Source organism: Ectothiorhodospira sp. BSL-9, from assembly GCF_001632845.1.
In the GTDB taxonomy this organism is placed as follows: domain Bacteria; phylum Pseudomonadota; class Gammaproteobacteria; order Ectothiorhodospirales; family Ectothiorhodospiraceae; genus Ectothiorhodospira.
This window is the reverse complement of sequence record NZ_CP011994.1, coordinates 2358284-2373380: the sequence shown is the minus strand read 5'-3', so window position 1 is coordinate 2373380 and position 15097 is coordinate 2358284. Positions and strand designations below refer to the sequence as shown.

General features: G+C 62.4%; 11 protein-coding genes. 7 read left to right on the top strand and 4 right to left on the bottom strand.

Features of this window, described 5'->3' with window-relative positions:
- Positions 1–68: 68 nt before the first annotated feature.
- The 6 genes from ECTOBSL9_RS11100 (at position 69) to nadS (ending at position 6993) form a co-directional block, all read left to right on the top strand.
- Positions 69–2075: a capsular polysaccharide biosynthesis protein gene (locus ECTOBSL9_RS11100; protein ID WP_063465111.1), complete on the top strand. Its 2007-nt coding sequence runs from the start codon at positions 69–71 to the stop codon at positions 2073–2075.
- Between the two features lie 197 nt (positions 2076–2272).
- Positions 2273–3841: an ATP-binding protein gene (locus ECTOBSL9_RS11095; RefSeq protein ID WP_063465110.1), complete on the top strand. Its 1569-nt coding sequence runs from the start codon at positions 2273–2275 to the stop codon at positions 3839–3841.
- A 471-nt stretch (positions 3842–4312) separates the two neighbouring features.
- Positions 4313–4543 carry a ParD-like family protein gene (locus tag ECTOBSL9_RS11090; RefSeq protein ID WP_063465109.1) on the top strand — a complete coding sequence of 77 codons (231 nt, stop codon included), beginning with the start codon at positions 4313–4315 and terminating at the stop codon, positions 4541–4543.
- Positions 4540–4809: a type II toxin-antitoxin system RelE/ParE family toxin gene (locus ECTOBSL9_RS11085; protein ID WP_063465108.1), complete on the top strand. Its 270-nt coding sequence runs from the start codon at positions 4540–4542 to the stop codon at positions 4807–4809. The genes ECTOBSL9_RS11090 and ECTOBSL9_RS11085 overlap by 4 nt, the downstream gene beginning before the upstream one ends.
- Before the next feature lie 157 nt (positions 4810–4966).
- Positions 4967–6529 (top strand): ATP-binding protein, encoded by a 1563-nt coding sequence (locus tag ECTOBSL9_RS11080; RefSeq protein ID WP_063465107.1) that lies wholly within the window; start codon positions 4967–4969, stop codon positions 6527–6529.
- 179 nt (positions 6530–6708) lie between these two features.
- Positions 6709–6993 (top strand): NadS family protein, encoded by a 285-nt coding sequence (gene nadS / locus ECTOBSL9_RS11075; protein WP_063465106.1) that lies wholly within the window; start codon positions 6709–6711, stop codon positions 6991–6993.
- Between the two features lie 120 nt (positions 6994–7113).
- On the opposite strand, the gene cysQ is transcribed toward nadS, so the two are convergent.
- The 3 genes from cysQ to cysD form a co-directional block, all read right to left on the bottom strand.
- A complete protein-coding gene (gene cysQ, locus ECTOBSL9_RS11070) occupies positions 7114–7878 on the bottom strand; it encodes a 3'(2'),5'-bisphosphate nucleotidase CysQ (RefSeq protein WP_063465105.1) in 765 nt (254 codons plus the stop codon).
- A 103-nt stretch (positions 7879–7981) separates the two neighbouring features.
- Positions 7982–9886 carry a sulfate adenylyltransferase subunit CysN gene (cysN, locus tag ECTOBSL9_RS11065; protein ID WP_063465104.1) on the bottom strand — a complete coding sequence of 635 codons (1905 nt, stop codon included), beginning with the start codon at positions 9884–9886 and terminating at the stop codon, positions 7982–7984.
- A complete protein-coding gene (gene cysD / locus ECTOBSL9_RS11060) occupies positions 9886–10788 on the bottom strand; it encodes a sulfate adenylyltransferase subunit CysD (protein WP_063465103.1) in 903 nt (300 codons plus the stop codon). Before cysD ends, cysN begins: the two co-directional genes overlap by 1 nt.
- A gap of 171 nt (positions 10789–10959) precedes the next feature.
- Between cysD and ECTOBSL9_RS11055 the strand changes: the two genes are divergently transcribed.
- Positions 10960–12690, top strand: a complete 1731-nt coding sequence (locus ECTOBSL9_RS11055) for an SLC13 family permease (protein ID WP_063465102.1) — start codon at positions 10960–10962, stop codon at positions 12688–12690.
- Positions 12691–12767: 77 nt separating this feature from the next.
- Here the strand turns inward: ECTOBSL9_RS11055 and ECTOBSL9_RS11050 are convergent, their stop codons facing one another.
- Complete coding sequence (locus ECTOBSL9_RS11050) at positions 12768–14924, bottom strand: glycosyltransferase (protein ID WP_205631960.1); 2157 nt, start codon at positions 14922–14924, stop codon at positions 12768–12770.
- Positions 14925–15097: the final 173 nt, after the last annotated feature.

The following is a 15097-nucleotide window of genomic DNA, read 5'->3' as shown; positions in this document are numbered from 1 at the left end:
GTCCCCTTTTTTTGCCCCCCCTGGGTACTTGCTCCCGGGTGCTCAGCCGGAATCACCTGGTCGGGCGGATGCTCGACACACAACCGGTCCACCTTTGGGCCTTCAGAAAGCCCCCGGCCAGCATCACCACCCTGGTCGGCTGGGGCCGCAAGGCACCCGCCCTCAAAGCCCGCGACCTGGCCCACCGACACGACCTGCCCTTTCTCACCCTGGAGGACGGCTTCCTGCGCTCCTTCGGGCTGGGCGTGACCGGCACCCCTGCCCTATCCATCGTGGTGGACGACCTGGGCATCTACTTCGACGCCCGCGAACCCTCGCGCCTGGAACACCTGCTCCAGCACGAGACCTTCTCCGCGCCGGTGCTGCAACAGGCCCAGCAAGCCCTGGCCAGGCTGCGGGAGGATCGCCTCACCAAGTACAACCAGGGCACGGAAGTGCCCCCGGGCACCTTCGACCCCGACCAAAAACACATCCTGCTCATCGACCAGACCGCCGGCGACGCCTCCATCGAATGCGGCCTGGCCACCCCGCACACCTTCCAGCAGATGCTGGAGGCCGCCATCGATGAACACCCCGATGCCCGGATATGGATCAAGACCCACCCGGACGTCCTGGCCGGTCGCCGCCAAAGCTGTCTCGCCCAGGCCCGTGGCCGCCGGGACGTCCACTGGATCACCCAGGACTGGCACCCCCACGCCCTGCTCAAGCACTTTGCACATGTTTACGTGGTGACCTCACAGATGGGCCTGGACGCCCTGATCCTGAACCGCCCGGTGACCTGCTTTGGCGTGCCCTTCTACAGCGGCTGGGGCCTCACCGATGACCGACAGACCTGCCAGCGGCGCACCACCCGGCGCAGTCTCACGGAACTCATCGCCGCCGCCTACCTGCGCTATCCTCGATACCTGAACCCGGAGACCGGCGATGGCCAGGGCGATTTCTTCCAGGTGGCCGACTTCATCCAGCGCCAGAAGAGCGTCCAGCAAGACGGGCCCCGGCGCTTCATCGCCGTGGGCATGCAGCGCTGGAAACAGGCCCATCTGCGGCCCATCCTGTCCCAGGCCCGGGACGGCGTGGTCTTCGCCCCCACAGCGAAGGCGGCACGCAAGATCGACCCACGGCCCGACGACGCCCTGATTCACTGGGGCCGGGACGCCCCCGAAGATCTGCTGGATCTGGCCCGGCAACGCAGCGCGCCCCTGCGCTTCATCGAGGACGGCTTCTACCGCTCGGTGGGCCTGGGCTCCGACCTCATCCCGCCCCGCTCCCTGGTCATGGACGGTCAAGGGCTCTACTTCGATCCCCGCAGCCCCTCCGATCTGGAGCAGATACTCAATACCGCCCAGTTCGATCAAACCGAACTGGAGCGGGCCCGCACCGTGCGCACCCTGATCGTCGAGCACGGCCTCACCAAATACAACCTGGAAAACCACGCCCCGGTACAGTGGCCCACCCAGGGCCGGCCGGTGATCCTGGTCCCCGGCCAGGTGGAAGACGACGCCTCCATCCGTCACGGCTGCGAAGGGGTCAACACCAACCTGGGCCTCATCCAGGCGGCCCGAGCCGCGCACCCGGACGCCTTCATCGTCTTCAAACCCCACCCGGACGTCAGCTCCGGCAATCGTCGCGGTCAGGTCCCGGACCGGCAGGCCCTGGCCCACGCCGACTGGATAGAAACCAACGCCAGCGTGGTGGCCTGCATCGACGCCGCCGACGCAGTCCATACACTCACGTCCATGGCCGGGTTCGAAGCGCTACTGCGTGAAAAGCAGGTGGTGGTCCACGGCCGCCCCTTCTACGCCGGCTGGGGCCTCACCCAGGACGCACTCCCCATCCCCCGCCGCACCCGCCACCTCACCCTGGAGCAGCTAGTGGCCGGCACCCTGCTGCGCTATCCCCTCTACTGGGACGGGGAACTGCGCGGCTTCGTCACCTGCGAAGCCACCCTCCACGCCCTGATCCGCGAACGCAACACCCTCCACACCCAGGGCCAACTCCAACACCTCAAAAAAGGCTGGCTAAGAAGACAACTACGCAAAACCCGCAGCCTGATCGCCAGCTGGACCTCGAGCTGACCCCTTTGGGAGCGGCCCCCGTGGGAGCTGGCCTGCCGGCGATGCGCTGCAAAGCAGCGCCCTGGCCATGCTGAGGTGCCCACCGCCTTCGCGGGCGAGGCCCGCTCCCACAAAAGCCCTCCCCCACAGAGACCCGATCCCCCAATCGGCCACCGTGATAAACTCCCGCCAGCACGACGCTCACTCTGGAGGCCAGCATGGCTACCGATCAGCGCCTCAGACTCCCGATCGGGATTCAGACCTTCTCCGAGATCCGCGAAGGAGGCTACTACTACGTCGACAAGACGCCGGTCATCGAGCGCCTGATCCACCAGAGCAAGTACTACTTCCTCTCCCGCCCAAGGCGCTTTGGCAAAAGTCTGCTACTGGACACCCTGAGCTGCCTGTTCGAAGGCCGCAAGGCCCTGTTCGAAGGGCTGTACATCCATGACAAATGGGACTGGCAGGCACGGCATCCCGTGATTCGCCTCAGCTTCGGCAGTGGCGTCCTGCAGAATCGTGCCGAACTGGACATGAGGATTCGTCACCAACTGAGTGACAACCGAGAAACACTGGAACTGGCACCGCCTGCCGAGACCGACATTGCGGGTGAATTCACCGACTTGATCAAGGCAGCAAACCAAAAGCACGGACAGCGCGCCGTCGTCCTGATCGACGAATACGACAAGCCCATCCTGGACAACATTCGCGACCCCGAACGCGCCCGCGAGTTGCGCGAGGGCCTCAAGAATCTCTACAGCGTGCTCAAGGACGCTGACCCCCACCTGCACTTCGTACTACTCACGGGTGTCTCCAAGTTCAGCAAGGTCAGCCTGTTCTCGGGGCTGAACAACCTGCGGGACATCACGCTGCTGCCCGAGTATTCAACAATCTGCGGCTATACCGACGATGATCTCGACACGGTCTTTGCCCCCGAGCTGCCTGGCCTGGACCGCGAGGCCATCCGGCAGTGGTACAACGGCTACCGCTGGGGTGGGCAGGAGGTCACCTCCGTCTACAACCCCTTCGACGTGCTTCTGCTCTTGCAGAATCGTCAGTTCGGCCCCTACTGGTTCGAGAGCGCCACACCCACCTTCCTGGTGGATCTGCTCAAGGAGCGCGGCGTGTTCACCCCCGAACTCACCGCCTGGCACAGCCGACCAGCCCTGCTCAGCCGTTTCGACGTGGATGACATTTCCACCGACGCCCTACTGTTTCAAACCGGCTACCTCACCCTCAAGAACATTCACGAAGAAGTGCCCAACCGCCCACTCTATGAACTGGGCCTGCCCAACCAGGAGGTGGAGATCAGCCTCAACGAGGCCCTGCTCCCGGTGCTGGGCGTCAGTCACGCCATCTTCGATGAACTGGTCATCCGGTTGCCGCGCCTGCTGAAGGCCGCCGACATGGCAGGCCTTGAAGCGCACATGAAGGCCCTCTACGCCGGCCTGCCCCACGACTGGTATCGCAACAACCCCATTGCCCAATACGAAGGCCACTATGCCAGCGTGTTCTACAGCCACTTCGCCGCGCTGGGCGTCCAGGTCACGGTGGAAGACGCCAGCCACCACGGCCGCGTGGACATGACCATCGACTTCGGCGGCCACATCTATATCTTCGAGTTCAAGGTGGTGGAGCAGCTGCCCGAGGGCAAGGCCCTGGAGCAGATCAAGGCAAAAGGCTATGCCGATAAATACCGCGCCGCCGGCAAACCCATTCATCTGATCGGCGTGGAGTTCTCCAGCGAGCAGCGCCAGATCGTGGCGTTCGATGTGGAGTCAGCCTGAAGCCACAATCCCAGCACGCCGCCATTCGCGGCCAAGGGCCGCTCCCACAAGGGCGGCACGAGAGGCACACAGGCTCCGGAACGCCCGTGGGAGCTGGCCTCGCCGGCGACGCGCTGCGGCAGCAGCGCACTGGCCATGCTGAGGTGCCCACCGCAAGTAATAGATTGGGGGTTATTCGCAGCGGAGCAGCGCTAACCCCCTGCCTTGACCGAAAGTATAGCGAAAAACTGTTTAAATAATCAGTTCAAATCCAGGATGGATCGACACCCCACGCCCACGGGAAAACCGGGACGGCTTCGCCGTCCGCGCTATCCTTCCTCGGCCTGAAGGCCGAGGTCTGACGCGCAAATGGACCAAAACCAATCCGCTTAACACATAGCCCCGAAAGACACCGCTCCAGTCCAACTGCTTTGACACCGGGAGGGGGGCAAGGCAAACTACAAAAGTAGCAAACCCCATCAGGAGAAGATCATGGGCATGCCTGTCCGCATCGAAGACGAACTGTACGAAAGCGCCAAGGCTCAGGCCCGGGCGGAATGCCGCACCATCGCCGGCCAGATCGAGTTCTGGGCCAAGGTGGGTAAGGCCGCTCTCGACAACCCCGATCTGCCGGTCGAGTTCGTACGCGATGTGCTCATCGCTCGCGCAGAAGGCCGCGAACAGGCCACACCCTTTATTCCGCAGGGCCTTTACCGGGAATGATCACGGTCCTCCAAACCAATGCTTTCAGCCGTGCCTACAAGCGCCTTCAGCGCAACCAGCAGGCCGCCATCGACGCTGCAATCGCAACCATCATCGACCAGCCTGAGCGGGGCGAGGCCAGGAAGGGCGATCTTGCCGGTGTGTTCGTCTACAAATTCCCATGCGTCGGTCAGCAATTCCTGCTCGCCTACGAGTACGACCCGGCTACCCGACTGCTTTTGCTGGTCGGCACCCACGAGAACTTTTATCGCAACCTCAAACGCTGATCACCTCGCCATCGTCGCCCCAATCTTGTCGATGCCTGCCACCCGGCGGCTGCTCGACCTGCCTAAGTGCCAAACCCATTCGCGGCCAAGGGCCGCTCCCACAATCGGCTACCGTGATAAACTCCCGCCAGCACGACGTTCACTCTGAGAGGCCACTATGGCTACCGATCAGCGCCTCAGACTCCCGATCGGGATCCAGACCTTCTCCGAGATCCGCGAAGGAGGCTACTACTACGTCGACAAGACGCCGGTGATCGAGCGCCTGATCCACCAGAGCAAGTACTACTTCCTCTCCCGCCCAAGGCGCTTCGGCAAGAGCCTGCTACTCGACACCCTGCGCTGCCTGTTCGAGGGTCGCAAGGCCCTGTTCGAAGGGCTGTACCTCCACCATCGCTGGGACTGGCAGGCCACCCATCCCGTGATCCGCCTGAGCTTTGGCAGCGGGGTGATGCGCAATCGTGAGGAGCTGGACGAACGGATTCGCCACCAGCTGCGCAAGGAGCGAGGTCGCTTCACCCAGGCCGCCGCACCCAAGACCGATATTCCCGGTGAACTCTCGGACCTGCTGGAACTCGCTCACCAGGCAACGGGCCAGACGGTCGTGCTGCTGATCGACGAGTACGACAAACCCATCCTGGACAACATCCTCGACCCAGAGCGCGCCCGTGAACTACGTGAAGGCCTGAAGAACCTCTACAGCGTGATCAAGGACGCCGACCCCCACCTGCATCTGGTGATGATCACCGGGGTCTCCAAGTTCAGCAAGGTCAGTCTGTTTTCGGGGCTGAATAATTTGCGCGATATCACACTGCTGCCGGAATACACCACCATCTGCGGCTACACGGATGAGGACATCGACACGGTGTTTGCCCCCGAGCTGGCCGGCCTGGACCGTGACGCAATCCGGGAGTGGTACAACGGCTATCGCTGGGGGAGCTGTGAGGTCGCCTCCGTCTACAACCCCTTCGACGTACTGCTGCTCTTGCAGAACCGGGCGTTCGGCCCCTACTGGTTCGAGAGCGCCACGCCCACCTTCCTCATCGACGTTCTCATGCAGCGGGGGGTCTTCACCCCTCAGCTGGATCAATGGGAGACGGAATACGAGCTACTCAGCCAGTTCGACGTGGACGATATCAGTACCGACGCCCTGCTCTTCCAGACCGGCTACCTGACCATCAAGCAGGTCGAGGAACCCATGCTGGGCTACCGTCAGTACACCCTGGGCTTTCCCAACCGCGAGATAGAGACCAGCCTGAACCATGCGCTGCTGCCGTCGCTGGGTGTCGAGAACGCCCCGAGCAAGCGCCGCACCCTGTTCAAGCACTTGCAGCAACACGACCTTGCAGGCCTGGAGACCCACCTCAAGGCCCTCTACGCCGGCCCGCCCCACGACTGGTATCGCAACAACCCCATCGCCCAATACGAAGGCCGCTATGCCAGCGTGTTCTACAGCCACTTCGCAGCCCTGGGCGTCCAGGTCACGGTGGAAGACGCCAGCCACCATGGCCGCGTGGACATGACCATCGACTTCGGCGGCCACATCTATCTATTCGAGTTCAAGGCGGTGGAGCAGCTGCCCGAGGGCAAGGCCCTGGAGCAGATCAAGGCAAAAGGCTATGCCGACAAATACCGCGCCGCCGGCAAACCCATTCATCTGATCGGCGTGGAGTTCTCCAGCGAGCAGCGACAGATCGTGGCGTTCGATGTGGAGTCAGCCTGAAGCCACAATCCCAGCACTCGGCCATTCGCGGCCAAGGGCCGCTCCCACAAGGGCGGCACAGCGACACCAGGCAGCCCCACCTCTCGAGCAAGCAATTCACTCACCATCACTCGACAACGAAATACCTATTAGCGTACTATGTACACCCACCGAGACGCCGGCCAAGGGAAGGTTTCCGAATGAGCATCTTCGACGAACTCCAGGAATCACTGCAGGAAGCGGTCGATATCAAGCAAGGCGAGGTAAGGGCCAGCCGCATCACCCGCCATGAGGTGGCGGATGTGAAGGCGATCCGCGCCCAGCTGCACGTTTCCCAGGCAGAATTTGCCAAGGCTATGGGGACGAGTGTCGATACGATCAAGAGCTGGGAGGCCAAGCGCCGCAACCCCACCGGCCTGGCCGCCAAGGTACTGGCAACGATCCAGGACAACCCAGCCTTCTTCAATGAGCTTGCCTCCCACTGAACCGTCCCACAGTCTCAGGAGGAATCAGTATGGCCGGCAAGCGAGGTGAACTTTGGCAGGAGCATATCACTCAGTGACAGTCGTCCGGATTGTGTCGGCGGGGGAGCGGGCCTGATGGGCCTATCCCCAGACCACAAAGTACGGGTTGAGCTTCTCTGATGGCATCGCATAGGAAAGCGGCTGCCCTGCCAGGGTTTCCACCCGCCCGCCGGCCTGCTCCACCACCGCCTGGGCCGCGCCGGTATCCCACAGACAGGTCGGGCCGAGGCGTGGATAGACGTCAGCGGCACCTTCCGCCACCAGACACAGCTTCAGCGAGCTGCCCATAGGCACCATGTCGTGGTTACCCAATGTTTCCAACCACTCGGCCAGGTCCGGGCTCGGGTGGGAACGGCTGCCCACCACGCGCCAAGTGACACCCTCGGCGGGCTGGCCAGCCACACGGATCGGCACGGGCTCGCCGCCCTTCTCCACCTTGAAGGCACCCACGCCCCGAGCAGCCAGATAGGACACCTCAAGCGCCGGCGCCACAACCACACCCAGCACCGGTCTGCCGTTCTCGATCAGGGCAATATTGACCGTGAACTCGCCATTACGCTTGATGAACTCCTTGGTACCGTCCAGCGGGTCCACCAGCCAGTAGCGGCCTTGAGCATCGGCGCCAACGAAGCACTCGGCATCCTCCTCGGAGAGCACCGGGATACCCCCGGCAAGGCCCGCAAGACCGGCCATGATGACATCATTGGCCGCCCTATCAGCCTCAGTCAGTGGGCTCTTGTCCTCCTTCTCTTCCACGGAGAACTCGCGCGAGTAGATGGACATGATGGCATCGCCGGCCTTGAGGGCGATGGTGTGTGCTTGATCCAGAAGTATTGCGAGGTCCATGAGGTTCCTTGTTCAGTCACGGTGGCCCAAGATCCTGGGCCACCTATGCCGTCTTACAGCTCACCGAGGGCTTATTGGCTTGTAACGCGGGCAAAACCCCGGGTCAGGCAATCAGCCCACGCTCACGCAGCAGCACGATGACCGCCTCGGCGGCCTCATCTTCGCTGAGCCGGGTGGTATCCAGGTGCAGCTCCGGGCTCTCCGGGGCCTCGTAAGCAGAGTCGATGCCGGTAAAGTTCTTCAGCTCCCCCCGGCGCGCCTTCTTGTAAAGCCCCTTCGGGTCACGCTCTTCAGCCAGATTCAAGGGCGTATCGACAAAGATCTCGATGAAGTCGCCCTCTTCCATCAAGTCCCGGGCCAGTCGGCGCTCACTGCGAAACGGCGAGATGAACGCCGTCAACACGATCAGGCCAGCATCCGCCATCAATTTGGCCACCTCCGCCACCCGGCGGATATTCTCCACCCGATCGGCATCGGTAAAGCCCAGGTCTCGATTCAGCCCATGGCGGACGTTATCGCCATCCAGCAGGTAAGTATGCTGGCCGGCAGCATGCAGCTTCTTCTCCACGAGGTTGGCAATGGTGGACTTACCCGCACCGGAAAGGCCGGTAAACCACAACACGGCCGGCTTCTGCCCCTTGGAGGCCGCCCGTGCCTGCTTGTCGATATCCACATGCTGCATGTGAATGTTCTGGCTGCGACGCAGGGCAAAATGCAGCATGCCGGCACCCACGGTATTGTTGCTCATCCGGTCGATCAGGATATAGCCACCGGTGTCGGCGTTCTCCTTGTAGGGATCAAAGGCCACCGGCCTGCTCAGGCTCAGGGTACACACCCCAATACCGTTCAGATCGAGCTGCTTGGCCGCAGTGTGCTCCAGGGTATTGACGTTCACCTGATACTTCACCTGGCTCACCGTCGCCGACACCGTCTGCGTACCCAGCTTCAGCAGATAGGGTCGCCCCGGCAGCAAGGGCTGATCGTGCATCCACACCAATGTGGTCTCGAACTGATCGGCGGTCTCGGCGGGGGCATCCACGCCGGAAATCACATCACCTCGGGAAATGTCGATCTCATCCTCCAGCAGCAAGGTCACCGATTGCCCGGCAATGGCCTGTGCCAGGTCTCCATCGTAGGTGTAGATCTGCTTGATGCGGCTGGTCTTGCCCGAGGGCTGAACGCGGATGGCATCTCCTGGCTTGACAGTGCCGCTGGAGATCATGCCGGTGAAACCGCGAAAATCCAGGTGCGGTCGGTTCACCCACTGCACCGGCATGCGGAAGGGGGTGCGCTGCAGGCGTTCCTCGTCCACCTCCACGGTTTCCAGATACGCCATCAGGGTCGGGCCGTGATACCAGGGCATGTGGTGGCCGTGCTCGATGACGTTATCGCCCTTGAGCGCCGACAGGGGGATGAAGGTCATCCCTTCCAGGCCCAGCTGTTTGGCGAAGGCGCGGTACTCCTCCACAATCTGGTCAAAGCGCGCCTTCGAGTAGTCCACCAGGTCCATCTTGTTGATGGCCACGACGATGTGCCGAATGCCAATCAGCGACATCAGGAAGCTGTGGCGGCGGGTCTGGGTGAGTATGCCATGGCGGGCATCCACCATCAGGATGGCGGCATCGGCAGTGGAAGCCCCGGTCACCATGTTGCGGGTGTACTGCTCGTGCCCCGGGGTGTCGGCCACGATGAACTTGCGCTTGTCGGTGGAGAAGAAGCGGTAGGCCACGTCGATGGTGATACCCTGCTCCCGCTCGGCAGCCAGGCCATCCACCAGCAGGGCAAAATCCATCTCGTCCCCCTGAGTGCCATACTTCTTCGAGTCCGCCTCGATGGCGGCCAGTTGATCCTCGAACAACAGCTTGGATTCGAACAGCAGCCGTCCGATCAGGGTGCTCTTGCCGTCGTCCACGCTGCCGCAGGTAATAAAGCGCAGCAGGCCCTTGTGCTCGTGGGCCTTCAGGTAGCCCTCGATATCCCCGGCGATCATGTCGGATGCGTGTGCCATCAGAAGTACCCTTCCTGCTTTTTCTTTTCCATGGAGGCGGCGCTGTCATGGTCGATGACGCGGCCCTGGCGTTCGGAGGTCCTGGTGAGGAGCATTTCCTGGATGATCGCCGGCAAGGTGTCGGCCTCGGATTCAATGGCACCCGTGAGCGGGTAGCAGCCCAGTGTCCGGAACCGTACCTTGCGCATCATCGGCACTTCACCGGGTTTGAGCGGCATGCGGTCATCATCCACCATGATCAGGGCCCCGTCGCGCTCCACCACCGGGCGCTCGGCAGAGTAGTAAAGCGGCACGATGGGGATGTCCTGCAGGTAAATGTACTGCCAGATATCCAGCTCGGTCCAGTTGGAGAGCGGGAACACGCGGATCGACTCCCCCTTGTGCTTGCGGGTGTTGTAGAGCCGCCATAGCTCCGGGCGCTGGTTCTTCGGGTCCCAGCGGTGCTGGGCGGTGCGGAACGAGAACACCCGCTCCTTGGCGCGGGACTTCTCCTCATCCCGGCGTGCCCCGCCAAAGGCGGCATCAAAGCCATACTGGTTCAGTGCCTGCTTGAGGCCTTCGGTCTTCATCACATCGGTGTGGATGGCCGAACCATGGGTGAAGGGGTTGATGTCCTTCTCCACCCCTTCCGGGTTGATGTGCACCAACAGGTCCATGCCCATCTCCCGGGCCATGTTGTCCCGAAACGCGTACATGGCGCGAAACTTCCAGCGGGTGTCCACATGCAGCAACGGGAACGGCGGCGGCGCCGGGGCAAAGGCCTTGCGTGCCAGGTGCAGCATCACCGCGCTGTCCTTGCCCACCGAGTAGAGCATCACGGGGTTCTCGGTCTCGGCGACCACCTCGCGCATGATGTGGATGCTCTCGGCTTCCAGCTTTTGTAAATGGGTGAGTGATGTCATGTAAGGTGATTCCCGCGATAAATGTTTAGCGGTTAAAAATTGAACATCCAAATGTTTTTAAAGCGCTTTTATTGAACACATGGAATTTTTTGCCGCCTGAATTCGACAACATCATAAAAGCCCCGGTAGAATCCCACAAGCCCATTTTCACCCCGCAAGGACCTCTTCCTCATGACGCCCTGGGCAGTACTGCTCTCCATCACTGGCCTGCTCGTGGTGCTGATCTCCGGTCGCGTGCGCCCGGCCGTGGCCTTCGTTGGCCTGGCCGGCGCCTATCTGCTACTGGGGTTGGTGGATACCGCCACCCTGCTGAAGCAGTACACCAACCCGGCGCTGGCCACCCTGTTGTTGCTGTTGCTCGTATCATTGGCATTGGAACGCAGCCCCCTGCTGAACTGGCTCTCGCAGCGACTACTGCGCGGCCGCGAGACCACTGCCACCGCCAGGCTCATGGGGACCAGCGCCGTGCTCTCGGCCTTTCTCAACAACACCGCCGTGGTGGCGGCCTTCATGAGCACCATCTCCAGGCAGCAGCGCATCGCCCCCTCCCGGCTCCTGATTCCGCTCTCCTACGCCTCGATCCTGGGCGGCATGACCACCCTGGTGGGCACCTCCACCAACCTGGTGGTCAACTCCTTCACCCTCAGCAGTGGCGGCTTCGAACTGGGCATGTTCCAGTTCGCCCTGGTGGGCGTACCCGTGGCCCTGCTCACCTTTGGTGTGCTGCTATGGCGCGCCCGTGCACTACCGGATCACCGCTCCGACGACACCGAAGACCAACTGGCCTATTTTCTGGCCGCCGAGCTGCAGCCTGGCTCCGAGATGGTGGGCAGGAGCATCGAGGAGAACCAGCTGCGTAGCCTGGATGGCCTCTACCTGCTGGAAATCGAGCGCGACAACCGACTGATCAGCCCCGTGGGGCCCAATGAGGTGCTGCAGGAAGGCGACACCCTGGTGTTTACCGGTGAGGTGGGCAAGGTACAGGCGCTGCAGCGCTTCCCGGGATTGAAGCTCTTCGGCCACCCGGCCGACGACCTGCTGGCCACCAACCTGGTGGAGGTGGTGATCTCTCACGAATCGGAACTCGCCGGCCAGACCCTACAGGAGGTGGACTTTCGCAGTGTGTTCAACGCCGGCGTGGTGGGAATTCGCCGCGGGGGAAAACGGCTGGAAGGACAACTGGGGCAGATTCCGCTCAGAGTGGGCGACTGCCTGCTACTGGCCGTGGGCAACGACTTTCGTCAGCATCGCAATATCGACCGCAACTTCCATCTACTCAGTGGCAGTTTCAAGCGGCCCCAGCTCAAGCCCACGCAAAGCCTGCTCACGCTAGCCGGCTTCGCCTCCGTGATCGGCCTGGCCACCCTGGAGCTACTGCCCCTGTTTCATGGCCTGCTGTTACTGCTCGGCGCCCTGCTGCTGGGCCGCGTGCTCAGCCCAACCGAACTGCGTCGACGCTTCCCCTTCGAGCTATGGATGATCATCGGCTCGGCCCTGGCCATTGCCCAGGGGCTGGAAAGCTCAGGCGCCGCCGCCCTACTGGCCCAGGGCATCCAAACCATGTTCGCAGGCTACGGCGTGTATGCCGCCTTTGTGGGCTGCTACCTGCTCACCGTACTGCTCACCGAAACCGTCACCAACAACGCCGCCGCCGCACTGGCCTTTCCCGTGGCCTGGACCACCGCCCAGGCCTTTGGCGTGGACCCCATGCCCTTCATCATGGCCGTGGCCTACGGGGCCAGCGCCTGCTTTCTCATCCCCTACGGCTACCAGACCCACCTGATGGTGTACTCACCAGGCCGCTATCGCATCAGCGACTTTCTCAAAACGGGCCTACCAGTGAGCCTGACCTATTCCGCAGGGGTGTTATTGCTCACTCCCTGGGTGTTCCCGTTTAACTAAAAGAACCCCGTGGGAGCTGGCCTCGCCGGCGATGCGCTGCGCAGCGGCGCCCCACCCCAGCTCACCCCACCCCCCAACTACCGCAAGGAAAAATCCTCATGGGCCAGCGTCAAATTCGGATTATAGGCCGGATCATGATCCAGTTCCCGGCCCCAACGCCGCCTCATATAAGCTACCTCCCGTTCGGCACGACGTCGCTTCTCTGGAGTATTGTCCTCCCCCCGGGACGCTGATTCATGATGATAGGCCTCAGCATAAGGCGTCCAAAGATTCCGATACCCCGCCTCCCGTACCTTCAAGCACAGGTCCACATCGTTGAAGGCCACCGGCAGATTCTTCTCATCAAGACCGCCCACTTGATCAAAAACCTCTCGACGCACCAGCAGACAGGCCGCAGTCACCGCTGAAAGGTTCTGCACCAATTGCAAACGGTTGAAATAGCCCTGCGCATCCCCGGGCAAATGCTTGTGGCTGTGCCCGGCGACACCGCCCAAACCCAGGATCACCCCGCCATGCTGAATACGGCCATTGGGGTAATACAGCTTGGCCCCCACACACCCGATCTCCGGCCGGCAGGCATGTGACACCATCTCGGTAAGCCAGTCGGCATTAATCGGCTCAATGTCGTTATTGACAAGGCCGATGATATCCCCCCGCGCCTGTGTTACCGCAAAGTTGTTGATCGCTGAGTAATTGAAACGCCGATGCCACTCCAGTACCCGCACCCGGGGGTCAGCGCGCAGTTCTTCGAAATAGGCCAACGTCTGCGGGCAGCGGGACTCATTGTCCACCACCAGCACTTCGAAGTCCGGATAGTCGGTACGCTCCAGAATGGCCTCCAGGCAAGGCCGAAGAATCTCCACCCGGTCTCGCGTAGGGATAATCAAGCTCACACGGGGCGCATGTTCCGGCAGAGGCCAACGCACCCGATAACTATGGGGCACACGGCCCGGCTCCACACGGGCCGAGGGCAGCATTGCCTTCACTGCCGACGCCACGGCCCGCTGACCCGCCTCAGCGGCATAGTCCTTCGCGTGGCTGGAACCCGCCGTCGAGCCCTCCGTCACCCGCCAGTGATACAGCACCCGAGGAACATGATGAATGCGCGAAGGCGGAAGACCCCGAACGAACCGCAGCAGCAAATCATGATCCTGACTGCCATCAACCCCCTCCCGGAATCCACCCACCTCCAGAACGCGCGCCCGGTCAAACACCGCCAGGTGGCAGACATAGTTGTGGGACAGCGCCAGATCGGGATTCCAGTCCGGCTTGAAATGGGGATCGAAAAATTCACGTGCACCCCGGACCTTATCCTCATCGCTATAGATCAGCGCCGCCTCGGGATGCGCCACCACGACCTCCGCCATGCAAAGCAGGGCCTCCGGATCCAACCGGTCGTCATGATCCAGAAGGGCCAAGTAGTGCCCCCGGGCCATCTCCAGTGCCGTATTGCTGGCGGCAGAGATATGGCCGTTCTCCTGGCGATACGTCACCCGGATGCGGGCATCCCGAGCCACGTAGGCAGCAAGCACCCCATGTACTTCAGGCTGGGTGGAGGCATCGTCGGCGATGCACAACTCCCAGTTCGTGAAATGCTGCGCCAACACGGAATCCAGGCAATCCGCGAGCCACTGCGGCGAAGGGTCGAACACCGGCATCAGGATGGAGAAGAGCGGCTCAGCCCCTGCCGCCCGCACACCCTCGCGCCCAAGCGCGCCCTCCACGTCCCGCACACGCAGAGAGATCGCATCCGGGTCGCATCGCTCCTGGCGGGCCCGCCACATGGAATAATCCACCTGCGGGTAAAAGGTCTCGTCATACTGACGCCAGGCCCACTCCCAGAACGGGACCGCCTTCTCCCGCGCCTCATCGCGTAATTCAACCCGCACCGCCTCCATATCCCGACCACGCCAGCTTGGGTGCGCGCTACAGATCCGCCGAAGAAGCCGCTTGCGGGCGAACCAGGGCGTGAGCCATACCATGCGGAATGCCTCGATGGAAAACGGCCCCACAGACCCCATCGGCCCGAATCGAATCCGCCGTGGCCGCCGGGGCAGGTACAGCAACCGCTTGGCCACGCAGCCCGATTTCACCGGCAGGAAGAAGGCATGCTCGTCCGAAAAACCGCTCCCGTAGTCCACCCACAACTGCACCAGGGACTGGTGATGCTCGTGAGAGAGACGCAACTCCAGCATGTGCCATCCGGCCCAGGGCATGTGCTGGTGGACGATCATGTGTGGATCATCCCGCAGGGAATGCCACCCTCCCTGCTCCACCGGCTCTAGGCCGTGTAGCTCCGCATCCCCGTTCAAGGGCTCACGGAGCAGCCCAACCCGACGGCGAAGACCATCGACTCTATCCGGCCCCAGTGCCATCACTCAGTGCCCCTCGACGATCATGGGCACGA